This is a genomic window from Brevundimonas sp. TWP2-3-4b2 (assembly GCF_049897345.1).
Taxonomy (GTDB): domain Bacteria; phylum Pseudomonadota; class Alphaproteobacteria; order Caulobacterales; family Caulobacteraceae; genus Brevundimonas.
The window spans coordinates 424254-443657 of sequence record NZ_JAFCWB010000002.1; the positions used below are offsets into that span (position 1 = coordinate 424254).

Annotated in this window: 26 protein-coding genes; 13 read left to right on the forward strand and 13 right to left on the reverse strand. The window is 66.0% G+C overall.

Going from position 1 to position 19404, the window contains the following annotated elements; all coding sequences use genetic code 11:
* Positions 1 to 2: 2 nt before the first annotated feature.
* Positions 3 to 629 (reverse strand): YceI family protein, encoded by a 627-nt coding sequence (locus ACP7AS_RS05640; RefSeq protein WP_426027877.1) that lies wholly within the window; start codon positions 627 to 629, stop codon positions 3 to 5.
* A gap of 166 nt (positions 630 to 795) precedes the next feature.
* On the opposite strand from ACP7AS_RS05640, the gene fdxA reads away from it, so the two are divergent.
* Together fdxA and ACP7AS_RS05650 are read left to right on the forward strand one after the other, a co-directional pair.
* Entirely contained in the window at positions 796 to 1137 is a 342-nt protein-coding gene (gene fdxA, locus ACP7AS_RS05645) for a ferredoxin FdxA (protein ID WP_426027878.1), read from the forward strand.
* 338 nt (positions 1138 to 1475) lie between these two features.
* Positions 1476 to 2039 carry a CarD family transcriptional regulator gene (locus ACP7AS_RS05650; RefSeq protein WP_426027879.1) on the forward strand — a complete coding sequence of 188 codons (564 nt, stop codon included), beginning with the start codon at positions 1476 to 1478 and terminating at the stop codon, positions 2037 to 2039.
* Positions 2040 to 2099: 60 nt separating this feature from the next.
* Here the strand turns inward: ACP7AS_RS05650 and ACP7AS_RS05655 are convergent, their stop codons facing one another.
* Positions 2100 to 2462 (reverse strand): c-type cytochrome, encoded by a 363-nt coding sequence (locus ACP7AS_RS05655; RefSeq protein WP_426027880.1) that lies wholly within the window; start codon positions 2460 to 2462, stop codon positions 2100 to 2102.
* A gap of 146 nt (positions 2463 to 2608) precedes the next feature.
* On the opposite strand from ACP7AS_RS05655, the gene ACP7AS_RS05660 reads away from it, so the two are divergent.
* Positions 2609 to 2977, forward strand: coding sequence for a hypothetical protein (locus ACP7AS_RS05660; protein ID WP_426027881.1), 369 nt, complete (start codon positions 2609 to 2611; stop codon positions 2975 to 2977).
* Positions 2978 to 2982: 5 nt separating this feature from the next.
* Here the strand turns inward: ACP7AS_RS05660 and ACP7AS_RS05665 are convergent, their stop codons facing one another.
* Entirely contained in the window at positions 2983 to 3444 is a 462-nt protein-coding gene (locus tag ACP7AS_RS05665) for a DUF3617 domain-containing protein (protein ID WP_426027882.1), read from the reverse strand.
* Positions 3445 to 3672: 228 nt separating this feature from the next.
* On the opposite strand from ACP7AS_RS05665, the gene rpmB reads away from it, so the two are divergent.
* Positions 3673 to 3972, forward strand: a complete 300-nt coding sequence (gene rpmB, locus ACP7AS_RS05670) for a 50S ribosomal protein L28 (protein ID WP_304880394.1) — start codon at positions 3673 to 3675, stop codon at positions 3970 to 3972.
* 452 nt (positions 3973 to 4424) lie between these two features.
* Positions 4425 to 6185, forward strand: coding sequence for a M1 family metallopeptidase (locus ACP7AS_RS05675; RefSeq protein WP_426027883.1), 1761 nt, complete (start codon positions 4425 to 4427; stop codon positions 6183 to 6185).
* Here the strand turns inward: ACP7AS_RS05675 and ACP7AS_RS05680 are convergent.
* The 6 genes from ACP7AS_RS05680 to ACP7AS_RS05705 all read right to left on the reverse strand — a co-directional run bounded on the left by ACP7AS_RS05680 (position 6182) and on the right by ACP7AS_RS05705 (position 9656).
* The gene (locus ACP7AS_RS05680) at positions 6182 to 6958 is read right to left on the reverse strand and encodes a transglutaminase-like domain-containing protein (protein WP_426027884.1); all 777 of its coding nucleotides are present in this window, start codon (positions 6956 to 6958) and stop codon (positions 6182 to 6184) included. The two genes, ACP7AS_RS05675 and ACP7AS_RS05680, sit on opposite strands and share 4 nt — an antisense overlap.
* 61 nt (positions 6959 to 7019) lie before the next feature.
* Complete coding sequence (locus ACP7AS_RS05685) at positions 7020 to 7307, reverse strand: type II toxin-antitoxin system RelE/ParE family toxin (RefSeq protein ID WP_426027885.1); 288 nt, start codon at positions 7305 to 7307, stop codon at positions 7020 to 7022.
* The gene (locus ACP7AS_RS05690) at positions 7304 to 7555 is read right to left on the reverse strand and encodes a type II toxin-antitoxin system ParD family antitoxin (protein ID WP_426027886.1); all 252 of its coding nucleotides are present in this window, start codon (positions 7553 to 7555) and stop codon (positions 7304 to 7306) included. Before ACP7AS_RS05690 ends, ACP7AS_RS05685 begins: the two co-directional genes overlap by 4 nt.
* A gap of 56 nt (positions 7556 to 7611) precedes the next feature.
* On the reverse strand, positions 7612 to 8172 hold the full coding sequence (locus ACP7AS_RS05695) for an HNH endonuclease (protein WP_426027887.1): 561 nt from the start codon (positions 8170 to 8172) through the stop codon (positions 7612 to 7614).
* 133 nt (positions 8173 to 8305) lie between these two features.
* Positions 8306 to 8956, reverse strand: coding sequence for a trimeric intracellular cation channel family protein (locus ACP7AS_RS05700; protein WP_426027888.1), 651 nt, complete (start codon positions 8954 to 8956; stop codon positions 8306 to 8308).
* A gap of 1 nt (position 8957) precedes the next feature.
* On the reverse strand, positions 8958 to 9656 hold the full coding sequence (locus ACP7AS_RS05705; RefSeq protein WP_426027889.1) for a DNA-3-methyladenine glycosylase family protein: 699 nt from the start codon (positions 9654 to 9656) through the stop codon (positions 8958 to 8960).
* Positions 9657 to 9703: 47 nt separating this feature from the next.
* On the opposite strand from ACP7AS_RS05705, the gene ACP7AS_RS05710 reads away from it, so the two are divergent.
* Both ACP7AS_RS05710 and gluQRS read left to right on the forward strand, forming a co-directional pair.
* A complete protein-coding gene (locus tag ACP7AS_RS05710; protein WP_426027890.1) occupies positions 9704 to 10837 on the forward strand; it encodes a JmjC domain-containing protein in 1134 nt (377 codons plus the stop codon).
* Positions 10834 to 11685, forward strand: a complete 852-nt coding sequence (gene gluQRS / locus ACP7AS_RS05715) for a tRNA glutamyl-Q(34) synthetase GluQRS (protein ID WP_426028144.1) — start codon at positions 10834 to 10836, stop codon at positions 11683 to 11685. Before ACP7AS_RS05710 ends, gluQRS begins: the two co-directional genes overlap by 4 nt.
* Here the strand turns inward: gluQRS and ppk2 are convergent.
* Positions 11682 to 12428 carry a polyphosphate kinase 2 gene (ppk2, locus tag ACP7AS_RS05720; protein WP_426028145.1) on the reverse strand — a complete coding sequence of 249 codons (747 nt, stop codon included), beginning with the start codon at positions 12426 to 12428 and terminating at the stop codon, positions 11682 to 11684. The two genes, gluQRS and ppk2, sit on opposite strands and share 4 nt — an antisense overlap.
* 156 nt (positions 12429 to 12584) lie before the next feature.
* On the opposite strand from ppk2, the gene ACP7AS_RS05725 reads away from it, so the two are divergent.
* The 3 genes from ACP7AS_RS05725 to ACP7AS_RS05735 all read left to right on the forward strand — a co-directional run bounded on the left by ACP7AS_RS05725 (position 12585) and on the right by ACP7AS_RS05735 (position 14964).
* Positions 12585 to 13721 carry a serine hydrolase domain-containing protein gene (locus tag ACP7AS_RS05725; protein WP_426027891.1) on the forward strand — a complete coding sequence of 379 codons (1137 nt, stop codon included), beginning with the start codon at positions 12585 to 12587 and terminating at the stop codon, positions 13719 to 13721.
* A 48-nt stretch (positions 13722 to 13769) separates the two neighbouring features.
* Complete coding sequence (locus ACP7AS_RS05730; RefSeq protein ID WP_426027892.1) at positions 13770 to 14591, forward strand: extensin family protein; 822 nt, start codon at positions 13770 to 13772, stop codon at positions 14589 to 14591.
* 169 nt (positions 14592 to 14760) lie between these two features.
* A complete protein-coding gene (locus tag ACP7AS_RS05735) occupies positions 14761 to 14964 on the forward strand; it encodes a cold-shock protein (protein WP_409605239.1) in 204 nt (67 codons plus the stop codon).
* 17 nt (positions 14965 to 14981) lie between these two features.
* Here ACP7AS_RS05735 and ACP7AS_RS05740 read toward each other — a convergent pair whose 3' ends face one another.
* The 3 genes from ACP7AS_RS05740 to ACP7AS_RS05750 form a co-directional block, all read right to left on the reverse strand.
* Positions 14982 to 15896, reverse strand: coding sequence for a DMT family transporter (locus tag ACP7AS_RS05740; protein ID WP_426027893.1), 915 nt, complete (start codon positions 15894 to 15896; stop codon positions 14982 to 14984).
* A gap of 199 nt (positions 15897 to 16095) precedes the next feature.
* Positions 16096 to 16293, reverse strand: a complete 198-nt coding sequence (locus ACP7AS_RS05745) for a general stress protein (protein WP_426027894.1) — start codon at positions 16291 to 16293, stop codon at positions 16096 to 16098.
* Between the two features lie 340 nt (positions 16294 to 16633).
* On the reverse strand, positions 16634 to 16903 hold the full coding sequence (locus tag ACP7AS_RS05750; RefSeq protein ID WP_426027895.1) for a hypothetical protein: 270 nt from the start codon (positions 16901 to 16903) through the stop codon (positions 16634 to 16636).
* Between the two features lie 203 nt (positions 16904 to 17106).
* Here ACP7AS_RS05750 and ACP7AS_RS05755 point away from each other — a divergent pair, with 203 nt between their 5' ends.
* The 3 genes from ACP7AS_RS05755 (at position 17107) to ACP7AS_RS05765 (ending at position 19404) form a co-directional block, all read left to right on the forward strand.
* Positions 17107 to 17460 carry a type II toxin-antitoxin system RelE/ParE family toxin gene (locus ACP7AS_RS05755; RefSeq protein ID WP_426027896.1) on the forward strand — a complete coding sequence of 118 codons (354 nt, stop codon included), beginning with the start codon at positions 17107 to 17109 and terminating at the stop codon, positions 17458 to 17460.
* Entirely contained in the window at positions 17457 to 17753 is a 297-nt protein-coding gene (locus ACP7AS_RS05760; RefSeq protein WP_426027897.1) for a helix-turn-helix domain-containing protein, read from the forward strand. The genes ACP7AS_RS05755 and ACP7AS_RS05760 overlap by 4 nt, the downstream gene beginning before the upstream one ends.
* 271 nt (positions 17754 to 18024) lie before the next feature.
* A complete protein-coding gene (locus ACP7AS_RS05765) occupies positions 18025 to 19404 on the forward strand; it encodes an ATP-binding protein (RefSeq protein ID WP_426027898.1) in 1380 nt (459 codons plus the stop codon).

Genomic DNA, 19404 nt, shown 5'->3' on the forward strand with positions numbered 1-19404 from the left:
CCTTATTGCTGCAAGACGAACTCGCCCTCGATGTGCAGTTCGACCTCATCGGATACCGCCGGCAGGGCATAGTTGATGCCGAAGTCCGAACGTTTGATCGTGGCCTCGCCGTCAAAGCCGGTCTTGTAGACGCCGCCCATCGACGGACCCGCCTGGTTGAACTCGACTTCCATGGTCACGGACCGGGTCACGCCGCGCAGGGTCAGGTCGCCGACGACGGTCGCCTCATTGGCGTCATCGGCGTCCACGGTTACCGAGCGCGACACGAAGGTGGCGACCGGGTGATTGGCGGTGTCGAAGAAGTCCGGGGTCTGCAGGTGCGCCTTCAGTCCGTCCGAGTTCGGATCGACGTCGGTCAGGGGGATGGTGGCGGTCAGGCTCGAGGCCGAAGGATTGGCGGGGTCGAGATTCAAGGTCGCCTGCACGTTCACGAACTGGCCGTAGTAGGTCGAGAAGCCGAGATGGTTGACCGACCAGGTGATCTTCCCGTGGCTCGAGTCCAGCGCATAGACGCCGGCGCGGACCTCTGCCGGAACCCGGATGACCTGGGTGCGGGCGACGACGGACCCGGAGGTCAGCAACGAAAGGGCGACGACGCTTGCGAGCGCGGTGCGGACGAGAGGTTTCATGATGGATCCTAGGAAAGGGGGCTTAATCTGTAATCACAACTGTCACAGATAGCATGACACGGCGTCGCGACAAGGGCTCCCGCCCCGACTTCTGTTGACACTTCCGGTCGGCGGGGTCATGTGCCTGCCCGTTCCTCCCGCCAGTCGATAGCGCCCCAGACCGCCCATGACCTACATCGTCACCGACGCCTGCGTGAAATGTAAGTTCATGGACTGCATCGAGGTGTGCCCGGTCGACTGCTTCTATGAGGGCGAGAATTTCCTCGTTATCGCGCCGGACGAATGCATCGACTGCGGCGTCTGCGAACCGGAATGCCCCGTCGACGCGATCAAGCCCGACACCGAGGACGAGCCCGACGGAAAGTGGCTGATCGTCAACTCGCAATACGCCAAGGTCTGGCCCAACATCACGGTCAAGGGCACGCCGCCCGCCGACGCCGAACAGTTCGAGCGCGAGACCGGCAAGTTCGAGAAATACTTCTCCGAGAAACCCGGCCGCGGTTCCTGAGCGACGTCTGCGCGTTCGACCCTGCCGGAAGGTCGCGGCATCGCCCGGGCCCGGCGAGGATTTACACTCCTCCGTACGCTGACGCTGTGGACGTTTTGAATTTCCGCAATTTTGTGATAGGTTACCGTCATTGGGTCGGGCGGTAAGCGATTTTCTCGCGCCGCCCGCGTTTGCGACAGAACTCCGTCCATGAAGACGGGGTCGGCCAGAGGTTTGGTGATCCGTTTCCGCTCCTGACGACTGATATCCGCTGCGCCGCCGACGGTTCGCCGTCGCTGGAGAGCACAGCCGTCACTTGCGTTTCCGTCTCATCCTCCCTGCGCCGGGAAAGGAATGACATGACGAACAAGACTGGTCTGGAATTCAAGGTTGGCGACGCGGTCGTCTATCCGGCGCACGGCGTCGGCAAGGTCGCGGCCGTCGAGACCCAGGAAATCGCCGGCATGTCGCTCGAAGTCTATGTCGTGACCTTCGACCACGAGAAGATGACGCTGCGCGTCCCGACCAAGAAGGCCAAGACGGCGGGCCTGCGCTCGCTGGCCGCCGACGACGTGGTCACCAAGGCGCTGACGACCCTCAAGGGCCGCGCCCGGGTCAAGCGCACCATGTGGTCGCGCCGCGCCCAGGAATACGAAGCCAAGATCAACTCGGGTGACCTGATCTCGATCGCCGAGGTGGTCCGCGACCTGCACCGCGCCGACAGCCAGCCGGAACAGTCCTATTCAGAGCGCCAGCTCTATGAATCAGCCCTGGACCGCATGGCCCGCGAAGTCGCCGCCGCCAACCGCATCGACAAGGAAGCCGCCGTCCAGCTGCTGGCCAAGTCGCTGAGCGCCAAGAAGGCCGTCATCGCCGCCGCTGAAGCCGCTGAAGAAGCCGAAGCCGAGGCCGAAGCGGCCTGATCCAGGACGCGACAACGAAACAGAAAGAAGGCCCGGGAGCGATCCCGGGCCTTCTTCAATTCACCGCCCCGGGCCGGTCCCGGACACGCTTTCGATATAGGCGATCACATCCGAGATCTGCGTCGGCTCGAATTCGAAGGCCGGCATGGCCGGGTGGGCGGTGACCAGACCCTCGGCGAAGGCCTCCTGCAGGTCCCGCACCGGGTACAGCGTGCCCATGGTGTAAAACGGCGGTGCGGCGGCCATCGGACTGGTTCCCGAGCGCTCGACCGCATGGCAGCCCGCACAGTTCTGGCGCACGAGGATCGCGCCCCGGTCCGCCGACCCCATGACGACGGGCTCGGTTCTGTCCTGTCGGACGGCCTGGCCCGCGCAGCCCGCGAGCGCCAGGATTGCCAGCAAGATCCATGGTCGAACCGTCATCGTCTCGATCTCCCGTCATGGCCGCGACAACGGCCTGCCGCCTCTAGCACAAGCCACCCGCGCCCGGTTTGATCCAGAGCAAGGCGCAGGCCGTCATCACAGCCGATCCTTCGGGTCTCTGACATCCGATCCAGCGGGAGCGATCCATGACCCAGTTTCACCATATCCGCCTTGAGCTCGCGCGCGAGCCGGGCCACCCGGCCGGCGACCCGACCGAGGGCTATGACATCGTCGCCCCGCTGGACGCCGATGGACGGCTGGACGGCGACGCCGTGCGGGCCGAGCCCGAGCGCGGCCATGTGCGGTCTTTCTCGGGCGGAGACACGGTCGGGACCGGTCGCCTGCAGCATGGCCCCGGCGGCCGCTGGACCCTGGATCTGGACGGCGGCGACGCCGAAGACGCGCGCGGCTTCCGCTTCGGCGAAGAGCGGTTCGTCGCCGGGGAATACGTCAGCCTGTCCCTACCCTCGGGTGACCAGCACACCTATGTCGTGGCGCGCGTGGGCGAGGTCTGACGTCCCTAGAAATACTCGGCGTTCGCCGGGCATTGCGCCGCCAGCCGGCGGGCACGGATGCTGGCCGGGATATAGGGCGTGCCCCGCGCCAGCTGGGCTCCGCCGCGGAAGGAGAAGCTTTCCTGCTGGTAGGTCCCGGTCAGGCGGACGTTGACGCGCCGACCCTTCTTGTCCTGACAGACACCTTCGAAACGCGCGTTGCCGGCACCGACCTCGCGCACCGGATAGGTGCATTGCCAGCGACGGGTCGAAAGGCCGCCGAAGAAGCGGTTGATCTCGCTGGGGCGGACGCATTTGGTTTCGGTGTCGCCCTGACCGAGGGCCCGAGCGGTATATTCCCAATAGCCGGGCAGGACGGGTTGCGACGCGTCCTGGACCGGTGGGGCCGGGCGCGCCATCGGGGCCGAGGCCAGCAGCAGGGCACCGGCCAGAACAGGGGCGGTGCGGATCAGGACGGACAACTTCATGGGACAGACCCTCGACAGTGGCGCTTCACGACATGAGTAGAGGCAATATATGGCGGGAATTGAACAGTGGCTGAACGGACCCGGCACCGCCACAAGCCTCGAGCAAGCCTTGACGGGGCGCGGTGACTTCCACTATACGGCCCCCTCTCGCGCGGGGACCCCGGTCCCTGCGCGCCTCAGTTTCATGCGTCCGCACCGTTTGCCGGCCGCTCCGTCAAGGATAGTCAGATGTCGCGTCGCTGCGAACTCACCGGTATCGGCCCCATGGTCGGCCACAGCGTGAGCCACTCGAACGTCAAGACCAAGCGCCGCTTTCTGCCGTCGCTGAAGACGGTCAAGGTCGCCTCGGAAGCCCTGGGCCAGTCGTTCAGCCTGCGCATTTCGAACGCCGCCCTGCGCACCCTGGACTTCAAGGGTGGCCTGGACCCGTTCATCGTCAAGGCCAAGGACGAGCAACTCTCGACCGCCGCCCAGCGCATCAAGCGCCAGGTGAAGGCCAAGCTGGCCGAGCAAGCCGCCGCCGCCTGATCGGGCGACGCCGCTGAAGATTTGAAAGGGCCGGTGGAAACACCGGCCTTTTTCTTTGGCCGGGCTTGATCTTGCGTACCGTCAACCCTTCACCGTGCATCCCGGCGAATGCCGGGATCCAGATGGCCAACGCAAGCGATCCGGACAGCGGGTCAGGCGCGAAATCCCTGCCGTGCGACTCCCTGATCTGGACCCCGGCATTCGCCGGGGTGCACGGAGGTGGGGCATCCACTGGATCGTCAATGAAGGCCGCGAGCCGGACTGTCTGGCCCTCTCGAGCAACAGTATCCTGACCCGATAGCGATCAAGCGTACCCATTCTCCGCTCATCCCCGCCTTCGCGAGGATGAGCGGAGAATGGGTACCAGGCCTGATGACCAGGCGGATGGCTTTCGGGTTGCACCGCCGACGCGCCTGTCACAGGCTGGGGCGGTTGTTCCCGGGGGTCCGTTCGTGTCCATCACCGCCGTCCGCGCCGCCCTGAGCGGTGCCGCCCTGCTGGCCCTCGCGGCCTGCGCCACGGCTCCGGCCGTGACGGCGACCGTGCGCCCGCCGGCCGAGCCCGCCGTCGTCGTCGCGCCCGTGCGCGAATCGACCGCCTTCACCCTCGGCACCGACCAGCCCCGCACGCCCGAACAGCTGGCCCTGAGGCTGGACAAGGCCGATCTGTCGATCAAGGTTATCCCCGACGACAAGGCGATCGACGCCGTCGCCGTGCTGGACTTCACCGCCACCGCCCCGGTGAGCGCCGTGGTGGTCGAGCTGGACACCCTGCTGACCGTCTCGTCGGTGCAGGTCGAGGGGGGCGAGGTCGCCGCCGGCGACTGGACCAATCCCGAGGGCCGGATGACCATCCCCCTGTCCGGCCCCCTCGCCGCCGGCCAGACGATCTCGGTGCGCATCGCCTATGCCGGCCGGCCCCGCGTCGCCCCCCATGCCCCGTGGGACGGCGGCTTCGTCTGGGCCAATACGGCGGACGGGTCCCCGTGGATCGCCACGGCGGTCCAGCCCGAGGGTTGCGACCTGTTCTGGCCCTGTATCGACAGCCCTCTGGCCGAGCCCGGACGGGTCGACCTGCACATCATGGTGCCGTCAAACCTGTCGGCCCCCTCGAACGGACGCTTCCTCGGAACCGAGGACCACGGCGACGGCTGGACCACGTGGAACTGGAGCGCCGCCCACCCCAACACCTATGCCATCGCCCTGAACATCGGCCCCTATGACGAGGTCAAGGCCGACTACCGCAGCCGGTTCGGCAATGTGATTCCCCTGTCCTACTGGCACCTGCGTTCGGACGACCCGGCCAAGGTCGAGGCCCTGTTCGCCCAGTTCGCGCCGATGATGGACTTCTATGAGGCGACGGTCGGCCCCTATCCCTTCGGCGACGAGAAGATGGGCGTGGTCGAGACCCCGCACCTGGGCATGGAGCACCAGACCATCAACGCCTATGGCAACGCCTACAAGCTGGACGGCCGTGGCTTCGACTGGCTGCTGCATCACGAACTGAGCCACGAATGGTTCGGCAACCAGCTGACCAACCGCAACGCCGACGACATGTGGCTGCACGAGGGGCTGGGCTCATACATGCAGCCGCTGTTCGACCGCTGGCTGAACGGCGAGCGCTTCATGCAGGCCAGCCTGCTGGAGCAGCGCCGCGACCTGATCAACAAATTCCCCGTCGTCTCGGGCACGATCAAGTCCGAGGACGAGGTCTACAAGGGCGACGTCGGCCCGGGCCTGGATATCTACAACAAGGGCTCGCTGATCGCCCATTCGCTGCGCATGCTGATCGGGGACGCCGCTTTCTTCCGTTCGGTCACCCGCATCGTCTACGGCACGGCCGACCCCCGCCCGGGGTCTTTCCAGCCCCGCTACGGCACGACCGACGAGCTGCTGGCCATCGTCAACGAGGAGACGGGGCAGGACCTGACCTGGTTCTTCCGCGGCTATCTGTACCAGGCCGCCCTGCCCGATCTGAATCAGACGCGCGAGGGGGACGGCCTGGTGCTGGAATGGGTCACCGGTGACGGCGGGGTCTTCCCCATGCCGGTCGAGATCGAGGTCGATGGCCGCCGCCAGACGGTGGCCATGACGGGCGGTCGCGGCCGCATCGCCGCGCCGCCGACCGCCCACATCCTCGTCGACCCCGAGAACAGGGTGCTGCGCCGGCTGGACTTCATCGAAGCCTGGCAGGCCACGGGTTCGCCGAACTAGACGGCTTCCGCCGTCACAGCCTGACGCACCATCCGGCACGACCCCTGGGTGGTCAGGAAGGCGATGTCGGCGGCGTCGCGACCGCAGGCGATGCGGACCAGACCCTCGACCGGGGCCAGGCCCGTGGGATCGACCAGCCACCAGCCGTTCGACAGCCAGACCTCGAAGATGGCGTGGAAGTCGGGCGGGTTCAGCTGATGCGCGAAGGCGCTGACCGCCCGCGCCGGAATGCCTGAGGCCCGGCACAGGGTGATGCCCATATGGGTGAAGTCGCGGCACACCCCCGCCCGGTCGATGAAGGTCCGCGCCGCTGTGGTCTCGCTGTCTGATGCGCCCGGCTCATAGTCGATCTCGGCCTTGATCCATTCGAGGATCTTCAGCACCCGATCGCCGCCGATCGTGCCGCCGAAGGTGCGCTCCGCGAACCGTCCGAACTGGTCCGACGGACAATAGCGGCTGGGGTGGAGGTAGGTCAGCACCTCGGCCGGCAGGTCGTTCCAGTCATGCTGAACCGTCACCGGCGGCAGGCCCTTCAGCACGCCGTTGTCGACCACCGCCGTATAGGTCAGGGCGACCTCGCCCGACAGATGGGCCCGCAGGGTTCGCGCGCCGAACTCCTCGTCCTGGTCCTGGATGAAGTCGATCTCGGGCGTGGTGGTCAGGGTCTCCTCGATCACCGTCTGGCCCGGCCAGTGGGCGACCTGGATCTTGTAGATCGCATCCGTCGGCGGATCGAAACGATAGACCAGTTCGGCGCGGACGCGGATTTTCATGAGGTCTCGACTGGGCCAAGGAAGGTCCGCCGTCAACGTCGGGGCCCGGTCGGTGTTCCGGTTAGTCGCCGTCGTCAATCAGCGAGGCCCAATCGCGGGCGCCGTGGAGGATGCGCAGAACTTCAACCTGGTCTGTCACCCGGTAAAAAATCAGATAGGCTCGAAAGGGCATACGGCGCAGACCGCCTCGCCCGATCAACGGATACCGTAGGGCGAGCCTTTCGAGAGACAGGGCCTTGACCATCAGGCGTTCGACGAACTTCTCAGCCTGAGGGACACTGTCCGCGCCAATCCAGACGGCGATCTCAAGCAGATCCGCCCTGGCTGTCGGCGTCAGGACAACCTTCATGCGTCGCGCATCACCCGCAGCTCGGCCAGGATTTCAGCCCGAACCTCCTCGATGGGAATCAACAGCCCGGCATCCGCCTCGGCGATGCCAACGTCGAGCTTTGCATACAGCTCGGTCAGTCGCGCTTCTCGTTCCTCGACCAGACGCACCCCCTCTCGAAGGACCTCGCTCTTGGAGTTGAAGCGTCCGTGAGAAACGAGTTTCTCCACCACCTTTTCCAGTCCGCCCAGTTCAACGGTCATTGTCATGTGCTGCGCTCCGGATCAGTGAGCAATAATAGCTATTACCCACCACATGATCAATCCTATGGCTCCAGCTCGATGTCCCAGTAGAGGTAGTCGAGCCAGCTCTGGTGCAGATAGTGGGGCGGGAACCGGCGTCCGTATTCCTGCAGTTGCCAGGCGTTCGGCCGGTGCGGGGCGCGGCGCAGCGGCATCCCGGCCTGCTGAGGCGTGCGAACGCCCTTGCGCAGGTTGCAGGGCGAACAGGCGGCGACGATGTTCTCCCAGGTCGTGCGGCCGCCGCGCGATCGCGGCACGACATGGTCGAACGTCAGCTGTTCGGTGGCCCGGCAGTACTGGCAGGTGAAGCCGTCGCGCAGGAAGACGTTGAAGCGTGTGAAGGCCGGCTGACGGTTTTGGTCGATATAGCTCTTCAGCGCGATCACGCTGGGCAGGACGATCTCCATCGACGGACTGCTCACGACCTTGTCATAGGTCGAGACCACGTCGACGCGGTTCTGGTACACCGCCTTGACCACTTCTTCCCACGGCCAGATCGACAGCGGATAGTAGGACAGCGGGCGGAAGTCGGCGTTCAGCACCAGCGCGGGCCAGCCGGACGGAGGGCGGCTCAGGACCTGCATCAGGCCCTCGCCGCCGGGGAGAGGAACATGGACGCGAACGGACTGAAGACCTGTCTCCTTCCCTGTCTGAGCTCAAAGCCTAGTCTTGATTCGACGGCTTGGCGATGACCGGTCAGCGACGGTTCCGTAACGGTCAACCGCGCGACGGGGTTCCCGGAAAGGCCGGCAGACTCCAGCCCCACATCAGGGCACCGGCGCGCAGGGCGAAGCCGCAAGGGGCGGCGATCAGGGCCGCGGGCCAGGCGTCCAGACCCAGGACGCGGGCGACGACGAAGACGGTAGCGGCCAGCAGCGCGGCCGAGACGGTGATCTCGCGCCGCAGCAGGATCGAAGGCTGCCCGGCCAGAAGATCGCGCACCACCCCGCCGAAACAGGCCGTCAGGGCGCCCATGACGACGCAGATCAGCGGCGCGGCGTGGAAGGCCTCGGCCTTGGCCGCCCCCATCACGCCATAGGCGGCCAGACCGATGGCATCGAGCCACAGCAGGGCGCGAAACCGCCATGGCCGCGCCCCGACCATCCAAACCGCGACCGATGCCACCAGACAGACGGCGATGTAACGCCAGTCCTGCACCCAAAAGACCGGTGCGCCGATCAGCAGGTCACGCAGGGTCCCGCCGCCGACACCGGTGATGGCGCCGAAGAAGGCGAAGGTGACCAGGTCGTGCCTCTGCTGCGCCGCCGCCAGCGCGCCGGTGGCGGCAAAGACCGCCACGCCCGCGAAATCGAGGGCCCCCAGCACTGTTTCCGGATTGGCCAGATTGGGATCGACGATGGGCGTCACTCTATTGGCTCTCTATCGTCTCGCGCGCGGCGCTCGCCGGCTTGAGAGAGGGATGGTCCTCCAGCGCGACCTCGCCGCGCCTGACCGCTCCATACCATCCCCAGAGCAGATGCGCCGCAACGCTGCGATGCGGCCGCCACATCTCCGCCCGCGCCCCGGCGTCCTTCTCACGCGGGCGAACCGGTGACCGGTCGGCCCAGCGCATCGCCTCCTGCAGGGCGATGTCGCCGGCGGGAAAGACATCCTGCCTTCCCTCGCAGAACATCAGAAAGGTCTCGGCCGTCCATCGACCGACGCCCTTGATGGCCACCAGACGGGCCACGGCCTCGTCGTCGGACAGCCGCTCAAGGTGATCGAAGTCGATGCGACCGTCGGCCTGGGCCCGCGCGATCTCGTGGCCATAGGTCGCCTTCTGGATCGACAGGCCGAAGCCGCGGAGGGTCTGGATCTCGGTGGCCAGCACCCTCTCCGGCGTCAGGTCGCCGTCCAGGCCCGCCACCACGCGCGCCCAGATGGCAGCCGCCGAGGCGACCGAAACCTGCTGGTCGACGATCATGTGGAACAGGCCCTCGAAACCGCCGGTGCGCACGCGCCATTCGAACATCGGGGTCTGGGCATGAGCGCGCGCCAGGGCCGGATCCCGCAAGGCAAGATCCAGACGAGCGACAGCGATCTGTTCGGCGGACGGCGGCGGGGACATTCGGACCTCATCGACAGGGGCAGGCGGGCGATCTAATCCTGTTCGCCATGATCAGTCTGAACGAACTCCTGCATCCGATCACGCCGGCGGAGTTCCACGCCGACTATGACGACCGGAAACCGCTGCACGTTCCGGCGGGAGCCGGTGCCCCGAAGCGGAGCCTGCTGGATTGGGACCGCTTCAACCAGTTGCTTGACCAGGCGTCGATCTGGACGCCTCAGACACTCAAACTGGTCTACAATGGCGAGCCGATCCCGCCGGGAGAGTATTGCGTCGAAGTCACAACCCAGTCGGGCCGGATGATGCGACCGTCCCCCGCCAGGGTGCAGCCGCTCCTGGCCATGGGTGCAAGCGTCATCTGCGGTGAAGTGCAGGACCTGACGCCCGGGTTGCGAACGCTGTCCGAAGCCCTGTCAAGAACGTTCGCGGGTTTGACCGGTGCCAATCTCTATTGCTCGTTCGGCGGCGTCCACGCGTTCGAAACCCACTACGATCTGCACCATGTTTTCGCCGTTCAGGTCGAGGGAGAAAAGACCTGGCGCCTGTACCGCAACAGGGCGGATTCACCGGTCGACTTGCCCACCGACCGTGTCGAGGCACAGCGATGGTTTGCCCAAACCCGCGGCCCCCTGATGCAAGAGGTTCAGATGCGGCCCGGCGACGTCCTCTACCTCCCGCGGGGCTGGTACCATGATGCCATGACCACGGAAGGCGCGTCGCTGCACGTGACCTTTTCGGTCACGCCCCTGTACGGTCGTATCCTCTTTCGCCTGCTGGAGTCAGCGGCGATGCAGAACCCGCAATTTCGCGCCTGGCTGCGTCCCGCGACCGAGGACGCGGGACGCAGCCTGCAGGCGCAGCTCACGGCCATGGGCAACACCCTGGCAGCCCTGGCGGGCTCCGTCGCCTTTCGGGACGAGGTGGCCATGAGCCAGGAACGGCTCATACCGCGGAGCGGTGTCTACACGCTGCCTGACCGGATGGCGCTGACCCGATTGGCACCGACCGGACTGCTGGGCCCCCGGGTCACGGGCCCCGCGGCGGTGGCCGTAGACTGGGCCATGCAACAGCCATCCGTGGTGCTGGAGGACATGATCGGCCAGTTCGACTTCATCCCTGAGGACGCGCTGAGACAGGCAATGGCCGAAGCCGAGCGCGCGGGAGCGTTGAAACGCATCTGATGTTCACCACGCGCTTCGCCCCGTCCCCGACCGGCCGGCTGCATCGCGGCCACGCCTTCTCGGCACTGACGGGCTGGACCGCGGCCCGCGACGCCGGCGGACGGTTCCTGCTGCGGATCGAGGACATCGATCCAACGCGCTGCAACGCCGGGCACGAAACGGCGATCCTAAACGATCTCCACTGGCTCGGCCTCGACTGGGAAAGGCCCGTAAGGCGGCAGTCGGAGCATCTGGCGGACTATGCGACGGTCGTGGACGCGCTGGATCGTCGGGGTCTGCTCTACCGCTGTTTCCGGACCCGCAAGGACATACTGGACGCCATCGGCGACGCCCCGCACGGTCCCGCCGAGGCGGCGAGGCCGGGTCCGCATCCGACCGACGAGGAAGCCGCCTTCCTGTCGGAAGGGCGTGCGTTCGCCTGGCGGCTGTCGCTGGACCGGGCCCGCGACCTCCTTGGGGACCGGGCCTGGGCCGGGCTGTCGTTTGTCGAAGAAGGCCGGGGGCCGATGGGCGAACACGGCCGTCTGCGCGCCCGACCCGAGACCGCCGGAGACGTCGTCCTGGCCCGAAAGGATGCGGGCACGGCCTATCATGTGGCCGTCACCCATGATGACGCCCTCCAGCGGGTGAGCCACGTCATTCGCGGCGAGGACCTGTTCGAGGCGACCCATATCCAGGTGCTGATCCAGACGCTGATGGGCTGGCCCACCCCGGTCTATCGCCATCACCGGCTGCTGACCGGTCCCGACGGCCGCCGCTACGCCAAGCGCGACGCGTCCGTCACCCTGGCCCAGCTGCGGGCCGAAGGGCTGGACCCGCGGACGCTGCGCGCCGAACTCGGGTTCTAGTCGAACAACCGGCCCGGTGCCTCGTCGCCCGGGAAGACGACATCCGGGTCGGGCCTTTCCGCCGGAACACCCGGAGCGTTCAGCCGGTTCAGCACGTGGCGGATGACATTCAGCCGCGCGGTCTTCTTGTGGTCGGTGGCGATGACCGTCCAGGGGGCCCAGTCGCTGTGGGTCTCGGCCAGCATCCGGTTGCGGGCCGCGGAATAGGCGTCCCAGTTCTTCTGGGCCTCGGCGTCCAGCGGCGAGATCTTGAAGCGTTTCAGGGGGTCCTCGACCCGCTCCTTGAGCCGTTCGGCCTGCTCGGCCCTCGAGATGTCGAGCCACAGCTTGATCAGGGTAATCCCCGAATTGACCAGCGTCCGTTCGAACCGTGGCGCATCCTCGAGGAACTGGGCGTGCTGGGCCGGTGTGCAGAAACCCATGACCGCCTCGACGCCCGCCCGATTGTACCAGGACCGGTTGAACAGGACCGTCTCGCCGGCACCCGGAAGGTGGGCCACATAGCGCTGAAAATACCATTGCGTCGCTTCGCGGTCGCTGGGCTTGGGCAGGGCGATCATGCGCGTCTGCCGGGGCGACATATATTCGGTGATCCGGGTGATCGAACCGTCCTTGCCGGCGGCGTCACGACCTTCGAAGACGATCAGGGTCTTCAGGCCCTGGTCGATGGCCCAGGCCTGGGCCTCCACCAGCTTCAGCTGCAGGCGTTCAAGTTCGGTCTGATAGTCGTCGGTCTTTCCCATCCCGCCACCATGGGCGCGCATCCGGACAGCGGCAATATCTTCGTCATGTTTCACCCGTGTCGCACGAGCGCCGGGGATGCGCCGCAAGCCTGTCGTCGGTCTCATGTGCAGTGCGCCGCACGGGTGATACACAGGACGAAAGACAAGGGGGTTCCCATGCTCGCCACCCGCCGCGCCCTGCTGGGCGGCCTCGTCAGCCTTCCGGCCCTGGCCACGGTCCCGGCCTTGGCCCGCCCTCACCGGATCGACGCCGCGGGCGACACAGCGCTGGACGCCGTCTTCGCCTCGACCGCCCCGCCGGCACTGGCGGCCGGCATCATCAGCCGCGACGGCCTGAGCTGGAACGGCGTGCGCGGCGTCCGCCGTTCCGGCGAGACCGGGGCCGCCACGTCGGACGAGCGCTGGCACATCGGATCCAACACCAAGGCCATGACGGCGGCCGTGTTCGCGCGGCTGGTCGAACAGGGCCGCGCTCGCTGGGCCCTGCCGCTGGCCGAGGCGTTTCCGGGCGTGACCCTCGACCCGGCCTGGAGCGGGACGACGCTGGACGACGTCATGCACCACCGCGCGGGTCTGCTGGACGCCGAGGTCGTGGGCCGGCCGTGGCTGATGACCGCCCGCGCCGACCCCCGCACCTTGCCCGAGCAGCGCGCGGCCATCGTCGCCCGGGCGCTGTCCAAGCCGCCGACGGGGACGCCCGGCAGTTTCGCCTACGGCAATGCCAACTATGTCGTGCTGGGGGCCGCGATCGAGACGATCACCGGACAGTCCTGGGAAGACGTCATGCGCGCCGAACTGTTCGGCCCGCTGGCCATGACCTCGGCCGGCTTTGGTCCACCCCCGGGTCCGAACGCCTGGGGCCATCGCACCCTGGGCGAGCAAGGCATCGCCATGGACCCTGCCAGCCCCGGTGCCGACAATCCGCCGGCGCTCGGCCCCGCCGGCACGGCGCATATGACGCTGGCGGACTACGGCCGCTTCCTCGCGGCCATGATGGGCGGGGCACCGGCCTGGCTGGGCGCAGACAGCCTGAGGGTCCTGACCACGCCGCCGGCGGGTCCGCCACCCGCCTATGCCGCCGGCTGGGGCACGGGCCGACAGCCGTGGGCCGGTCAGGGCGGGCCGGGGCCGACGCTGGCGCACGACGGGTCCAATACCATGTGGTACGCCTCGGTCCTGATCGCCCCGCAGCGGGGCGTCGGCTTCGTCGCCGTGTCGAACGACGGTGCGGCGGGCCGGACGGCGTGTCAGCAGATGATCCAGCGGCTGATCGCGGATCATCTCGCGGGCTAACGTCTGAGGGTTTGCGTTGCGACACCGTCCGGTCGAGACTGGCCGGGCATGAAGCGCGACTTCGCCGATTTCTGGAACCTGATGTGGGAGCTGACGCTGGGCCTGTGCGCCGCGTTCGCCCTGCTGAACGCGTTCGCCCCCGGCCAGGACCTGCCGTGGAAGCCGCTGGATCTCAGCCATCCGATCGGCCAGGCGACGGGGGCCAAGGTGGCCGATTTCGAACTGTCCCGCACCGCCGCCCCCGAAGAGACCACCGCCGTCACCGACGCCTGTATCCAGGTGTTGCGCGAGGCCGGCGTGACCGTCGAACGCGCCGCCGACAAGGACGACAGCGGCTTCTGCCTGGTGCGCGGGGCGGTCAGGATCACCGGCGGGGACGTGACGCCGCTGGCGGGCAATCCCGTAATGCAGTGCCCCCTGGCCGTGCGCTACGTCATCTGGGACCGCCAGGTGCTGCAGCCGGCCGCGCTGGAGACCTTCGGCAGCCGGGTCACCCGGATCAATGACGTCGGCACCTATGCCTGTCGCCGCATCTATGGCCAGACCGACCTGTCGGCCCGGCCCAGCGAGCACGCCCGGGCCAATGCCCTCGACATCGGCGGCATGACCCTCGCCGACGGCCGCAAGGTCTCCGTCCTGGCCGACTGGAAGGGCAGCGGGCCCGCCGGGGCGGAGGGGCAGACCTTCCTCAAACGCATCCGCGACGGGGCCTGCCGGGTGTTCTCGACCGTGCTGACGCCCGACTACAACGACGCCCACGCCAACCACCTGCACTTGGACGGCGCGCCCCGCCCCCTGTGCGCCATGGGGCCGTCGCCCGTTCAGCAGGCCAAGAACGCCGGCCGGGGCGCGGCGGTTGGCCCCGGCTGAATCCGGTTGACCGGGCACGCATTGCGCGAGAATAGTTTGCCGGCAGTCCGGATTTCGTGCGGCCTCCACACCCGCGCAGCGCTCCTTCGCTGAATGAGCTCGTCCAGATGGGCTGACGGGTGTCCCGTCGGGACGCCTGCCTGGCAAGCGCGTTCACGGAGACGCTAAAATGGCGACCGGCACGGTCAAGTGGTTCAACCCGACCAAGGGTTTCGGCTTCATCCAGCCCGACGGCGGCGGTCAGGACGTGTTCGTACACGTCACCGCCGTCCAGAAGGCAGGCCTTCAGGGCCTCGATGAAAACGCCAAGGTCGAATACGAGCTGGAATCCCAGCGCGGCAAGACGTCGGCGATCGATCTCAAGCTTCTCTGATCGCCGACTGAAACGTTTTACGAGACGGGCGCGGGACTTTCGGGTTCCGCGCCCGTTTTCGCTCGGGCGGACCATTGTGCGAGGACGATCGCACTCAGCACCACGGCCCCGCCGATCATCTGCACCGGCGTCATGGTCTCGTGGAAGATCAGCCAGCCCAGCCCCGAGGCCACCACCGGCTGGACCAGAATGGTCACCGCCGTCAGCGACGCGGGCAGCCGGCCCAGCGACCAGGCCACGCCCCCCTGCCCCAGCACATGCATCACCCCCATGGCGGCGCAGGCGGCCCAGCCCGCGGCCGAGGCCGGCCACAGGTCCTCGCCCAGCCCCAGCGCCACGACCAGCAGCAGCGGGGCCCCCAGCCCCGTCGACCACAGCATGATCCGCATCGCCCCCGCCGTCGCCCGCGCCGCCTTCACGGCCAGGAAATAGCCCGCGTACCAGAGCGCCACCGACAGCGAGAACAGGTCCCCCAGCGGCGGATTGCTGCCCTGCTGCCCGTCCGCCCCCGCCGACATGGCGAAGGCCCCGCCCATGGCCAGGCCGATGGCGACGACGAACAGCCGGCGCGGCCGGTCCCTGAACACGATCCAGCCGAACAGGGTCACCACCACCGGCGTCAGGTTGCACAGCACCGTGGCATTGGCGACCGAGGTCATGACGATGCCGTAGTGCCAGAACGACAGGTCCAGCACGAAGAAGACCGCCGCCAGCGCCATCCATTTCGACGGCCGCCCGATGCCCTCCCCGCCCCCGCCAAGGGCGGCGGGTCGGACGGTCAGCAGCAACAGCAGCGGCAGGGCAAAGGCGAAGCGCCAGAAGCCGGCGGCGGCCGGCCCCGTCTCGGTCAGCCGCACCAGAATGGGCGCGAACGCCAGCACGCACGCCGAGGCGATCAGGACCAGCAGGGCAGAGGTGCGGGAGGACGGCATGGGAGGGGTATAGCGGGCGGGTGCAGGAATATCTCCCTCCCCCTCCGGGGGAGGGTGGTCGCGCAGCGACCGGGTGGGGACGCTTCGGCGAGACAGGCATGGCGCTTGCGTCGCCGGGCCCCTCCCACCCTGTCGCCGCTGCGCGCCGACATCCCTCCCTCGGGGAGGGAGGGAGAAACCGTGGGCCCGGTTCCCCGCCTCAGTCCTTGAGCTTCTCGACCCGGCGCAGTCCGCCCTTCTGGCCGGCGGTGCGCGCCAGATCGGGGTCGCGGGCGAAGGAGCGCTGTTCGGGGGCCAGGCTGGCCCCGCCCTTGGCGGCGATCTCGCGCCGCTTCTCGGGCGACATGGCCGCAAAACCGCGCGGGCGCGGCGGGGTGGTGGATTTTTCGACGGTCATACGGGTCCTCCGATCTGTTGAACGCCCGGGGCGGCGCTTTCCGTCGCACTGAAGGTTGCAGATCAGCGTTCGGTTCCCGCGACCGCCGGTCGCGGCCTGAACAGTGCCGCCCCCACGCCTTGCATCCCCGCGAAGGCGGGGACCCAGGTTTGAGCGACAGCGGTCCTGTCTGAACGAACCCTCGCCCGGTCCGGCCCCGGCGGCGCGGCCCAAGCCTGGGTCCCCGCCTTCGCGGGGATGCCCGGATGGAGGATCAGCGCCCTTCCTTTCGTCATCCTCCGGCGACCCCCGCGAAAGCGGGGGGAGACCGGGGGACCCAGCGGCGCCGAAGGCGATCTTTTCACGCACGATGTCGGACAGCGGCATCCGCGATAGGTTCGCGCTCCCGCGCGCCGCTGGGTCCCCCGGTCGCGGCGCTGAAGCGCCTTGCCAGAGGATGACGAAAGGAAGGGATCAGCTGCGGCAGGCGGTCGGCGGCGCGATTGGGACAGAAGCCGTGCAGCGCGACCCAGGCCTCGGTGACCGACCGCGCGGTCCGGGTCGGCCCCTTGAAGACGACGGCCGGCTCGGCGAAGCCGAGCGCGCACCAGTGATTGTCGTCCTGCCCCATCCACCCACCTTAGCGGGTGGATGGTCAGAGGGTTAGCCTCTCCGTGCGTTGAAGATCGCTCTCGCCGCCAGCGATAACTCAACTTGCATCTCGGATCATTTATGGTACACTGCATCTGCACACCACGGCAATGGGTCGGGTGAATCAGTGGACGGAATGAACCGATATGCATAGTTGTATCAACCTGCACGCGGGAGGTGTTTATGCACACCGTTCTCTTCTACCGAACCTTGGCTGGCCGGCCTGTCATGAAGGAGTGGCTGCGCTCGTTCGATAAGCCTGATCGCGCCATCCTCGGTTACGATCTCAAACGGATTCAGTTTGGCTTTCCGATGGGACTGCCCCTCTGCCATTCTCTTGGCAGCGGGCTGTGGGAGGTCCGTTCGAGCCTCGGCGGGAACCGTGAGGTACGGATGATCTTCTTCCACGACCTCGAGGCCAAGGCCTTGGTGGTGGTGCACGGCTTCCTCAAGAAGTCGCAGAAGGCACCGAAGGCCGACCTCGATCTGGCGTATCGACGAATGAAGGAGTGCAGTCCCTATGAGGGCAACCCATGAACGATATCCAACCTCGTGATATTTCCGAGTTCGACTCCCTGGACGACTTCCTCGACGAGGACGGCATCCGGGAAGAGGTCACCCTGCGCGCCATCAAGAGCGTGATCGCGCTGCAGCTGCGTCAGGCCATGACCGAGCGGAAGATGACCTTGTCCGCCATGGCCGCCGAAATGGACACCAGCCGGGCGCAGCTGAACCGGGTGCTGGACCCGGAGGAATTCAACGTGACGCTGGAGACGCTGAGCCGCGCCGCGAAGGTGGTGGGGCGAGGGCTGAAGGTGGAGTTGATTTAATCGTCGCCGCTCGCCGCTGACAACCCGCATTGCAGAACAATGTGGTCAAACTCCTTGAACGCTCACCGATGAGCGGGGCGAATAGCACGCTCCTTTGTCGCCTGCAGTCAGTCGGTCCAAACAGCCAAGCGGTATGTCATGGCCGGCACCCGAGGACTTTCTTTGCCGTGGACAGCGCGACAACCTGCGGTATGGTCACGCTCGACACGCGGAAGACCAGCAACGGCCACCCGTTAGTTGCTGTCGGTGCTCACTAGCGTTTGAGGAACCAATGGCGATCCTTTCATTGTCAACTGATGAAGCGCTGGCGCTTGCGGCCCGTGCCGAGGACGAGCTCTTCGACCGGAAGAGCTCAAGGGTAGACGGTCGCGGACTGCAGAAGATTGCCGTCGCTCTAGCCAACGCCAACGGTGGCGAAGTCACGGTAGGGATCGCGGACAGTAAAGAAGAGCCCGAAGTTGCGAAGCGATGGAGCGGCTTGTCCGAGCCAGAAGATTTCAATGGTCTTTTGCAATCTCTCTTTACGCTCAACCCTTTCGTCGAATTTAGATACGAGTTTTGCCAATCTGACGCGTTCCCGGGCACGATCCTTAGATTGTACATCGACAAGATTGTTGAAGTTGCAAAAACTGCCGACGGAAAAGTATACCAGCGGGTCGGCGCCTCATCCCAACCCATTACTGATCCCGCCAAGATTACCGCGCTTGCATTCGCAAAGGGTGCGGCAAGTTATGAGAATATCTCATTAGCCAATGTTGACGCGGAAACAGTTGTCGACTCTGACGAGATGGCAAGATTTTGCGCCGAACTCATACCCGCTCAAGAGCCATTGGCATTTTGCGTCAATGAGGGGCTGATTGATCGGAAGACATTTTCGCCGTGCGTTGCCGGCTTGCTCTTGTATGGCGACAACCCGTCAGCAAGTTTCCCTAAGAGATGTGCTGTCAAAATCGTCTTCTATGACACTAAACTTGAAAAACCAGAGCGTGAACATTTAAAGATTAACGAATCAATCTCCGGCCCTTTGTACCAACTTGCTCATAAAACCGCGGCGCGCGTCGCGGAAATCATGTCCAGTATCAGCGTTATGGGACCTGACGGCCTAAAGACCGTCGACTATCCACCTGAAGCTATTTGGGAAATTCTTGTAAACGCGCTCATTCATCGCGATTATTCGATTGCCGACGACGTTCAAGTAATAATTTACCAGAACCGAATCGAAATTAGAAGTCCCGGCAAGCTGCCGGGATTTGTAACTACAGAGAATTATCTCGACGTTCGCTACAGCCGGAACGCAAAGATCGTTCGCTCACTGGCAAGATACAAGAATCCTCCGAACAAGGATCTTGGTGAGGGACTCAATACGGCTTTCGACAAAATGAAAGAGTGGAGACTAAAAGATCCGGTACTGCGGGAGGAAGGCAACTACGTAATCGTGACAATCCCGCACACGCCACTCGCTACACCAGAAGAAATGGTCATCGAATATTTAAGTAAGTATCCCGAGATTCGTAACGCTGATGCGAGAGAGATGACTGGAATACACTCAGAAAACCAAATGAAAGATGTCTTTTACAGGCTTCGCGATAAAGTCTTGATAGAACGGGTTCCGGGAAAACTCGGAAACGCTGCCGCCTGGAAGCGAGTTTAA

Excerpts from the sequence above, each read along its gene's own strand:
- ACP7AS_RS05640 (WP_426027877.1), bottom strand. The coding sequence starts at position 629 with ATGAAACCTCTCGTCCGCACCGCGCTCGCAAGCGTCGTCGCCCTTTCG.
- ACP7AS_RS05680 (WP_426027884.1), bottom strand. The coding sequence starts at position 6,958 with ATGAAAATCCGCGTCCGCGCCGAACTGGTCTATCGTTTCGATCCGCCG.
- ACP7AS_RS05710 (WP_426027890.1), top strand. The coding sequence starts at position 9,704 with ATGATCAGTCTGAACGAACTCCTGCATCCGATCACGCCGGCGGAGTTC.
- ACP7AS_RS05665 (WP_426027882.1), bottom strand. The coding sequence starts at position 3,444 with ATGAAGTTGTCCGTCCTGATCCGCACCGCCCCTGTTCTGGCCGGTGCC.
- ACP7AS_RS05755 (WP_426027896.1), top strand. The coding sequence starts at position 17,107 with ATGCACACCGTTCTCTTCTACCGAACCTTGGCTGGCCGGCCTGTCATG.
- ACP7AS_RS05745 (WP_426027894.1), bottom strand. The coding sequence starts at position 16,293 with ATGACCGTCGAAAAATCCACCACCCCGCCGCGCCCGCGCGGTTTTGCG.
- ACP7AS_RS05685 (WP_426027885.1), bottom strand. The coding sequence starts at position 7,307 with ATGAAGGTTGTCCTGACGCCGACAGCCAGGGCGGATCTGCTTGAGATC.
- ACP7AS_RS05735 (WP_409605239.1), top strand. The coding sequence starts at position 14,761 with ATGGCGACCGGCACGGTCAAGTGGTTCAACCCGACCAAGGGTTTCGGC.
- ACP7AS_RS05695 (WP_426027887.1), bottom strand. The coding sequence starts at position 8,172 with ATGCAGGTCCTGAGCCGCCCTCCGTCCGGCTGGCCCGCGCTGGTGCTG.
- ACP7AS_RS05725 (WP_426027891.1), top strand. The coding sequence starts at position 12,585 with ATGCTCGCCACCCGCCGCGCCCTGCTGGGCGGCCTCGTCAGCCTTCCG.
- fdxA (WP_426027878.1), top strand. The coding sequence starts at position 796 with ATGACCTACATCGTCACCGACGCCTGCGTGAAATGTAAGTTCATGGAC.
- ACP7AS_RS05690 (WP_426027886.1), bottom strand. The coding sequence starts at position 7,555 with ATGACAATGACCGTTGAACTGGGCGGACTGGAAAAGGTGGTGGAGAAA.
- ACP7AS_RS05660 (WP_426027881.1), top strand. The coding sequence starts at position 2,609 with ATGACCCAGTTTCACCATATCCGCCTTGAGCTCGCGCGCGAGCCGGGC.
- ACP7AS_RS05760 (WP_426027897.1), top strand. The coding sequence starts at position 17,457 with ATGAACGATATCCAACCTCGTGATATTTCCGAGTTCGACTCCCTGGAC.
- ACP7AS_RS05650 (WP_426027879.1), top strand. The coding sequence starts at position 1,476 with ATGACGAACAAGACTGGTCTGGAATTCAAGGTTGGCGACGCGGTCGTC.
- ACP7AS_RS05655 (WP_426027880.1), bottom strand. The coding sequence starts at position 2,462 with ATGACGGTTCGACCATGGATCTTGCTGGCAATCCTGGCGCTCGCGGGC.
- ACP7AS_RS05730 (WP_426027892.1), top strand. The coding sequence starts at position 13,770 with ATGAAGCGCGACTTCGCCGATTTCTGGAACCTGATGTGGGAGCTGACG.
- ppk2 (WP_426028145.1), bottom strand. The coding sequence starts at position 12,428 with ATGGGAAAGACCGACGACTATCAGACCGAACTTGAACGCCTGCAGCTG.
- ACP7AS_RS05765 (WP_426027898.1), top strand. The coding sequence starts at position 18,025 with ATGGCGATCCTTTCATTGTCAACTGATGAAGCGCTGGCGCTTGCGGCC.
- ACP7AS_RS05740 (WP_426027893.1), bottom strand. The coding sequence starts at position 15,896 with ATGCCGTCCTCCCGCACCTCTGCCCTGCTGGTCCTGATCGCCTCGGCG.
- ACP7AS_RS05705 (WP_426027889.1), bottom strand. The coding sequence starts at position 9,656 with ATGTCCCCGCCGCCGTCCGCCGAACAGATCGCTGTCGCTCGTCTGGAT.
- ACP7AS_RS05750 (WP_426027895.1), bottom strand. The coding sequence starts at position 16,903 with ATGGGGCAGGACGACAATCACTGGTGCGCGCTCGGCTTCGCCGAGCCG.
- rpmB (WP_304880394.1), top strand. The coding sequence starts at position 3,673 with ATGTCGCGTCGCTGCGAACTCACCGGTATCGGCCCCATGGTCGGCCAC.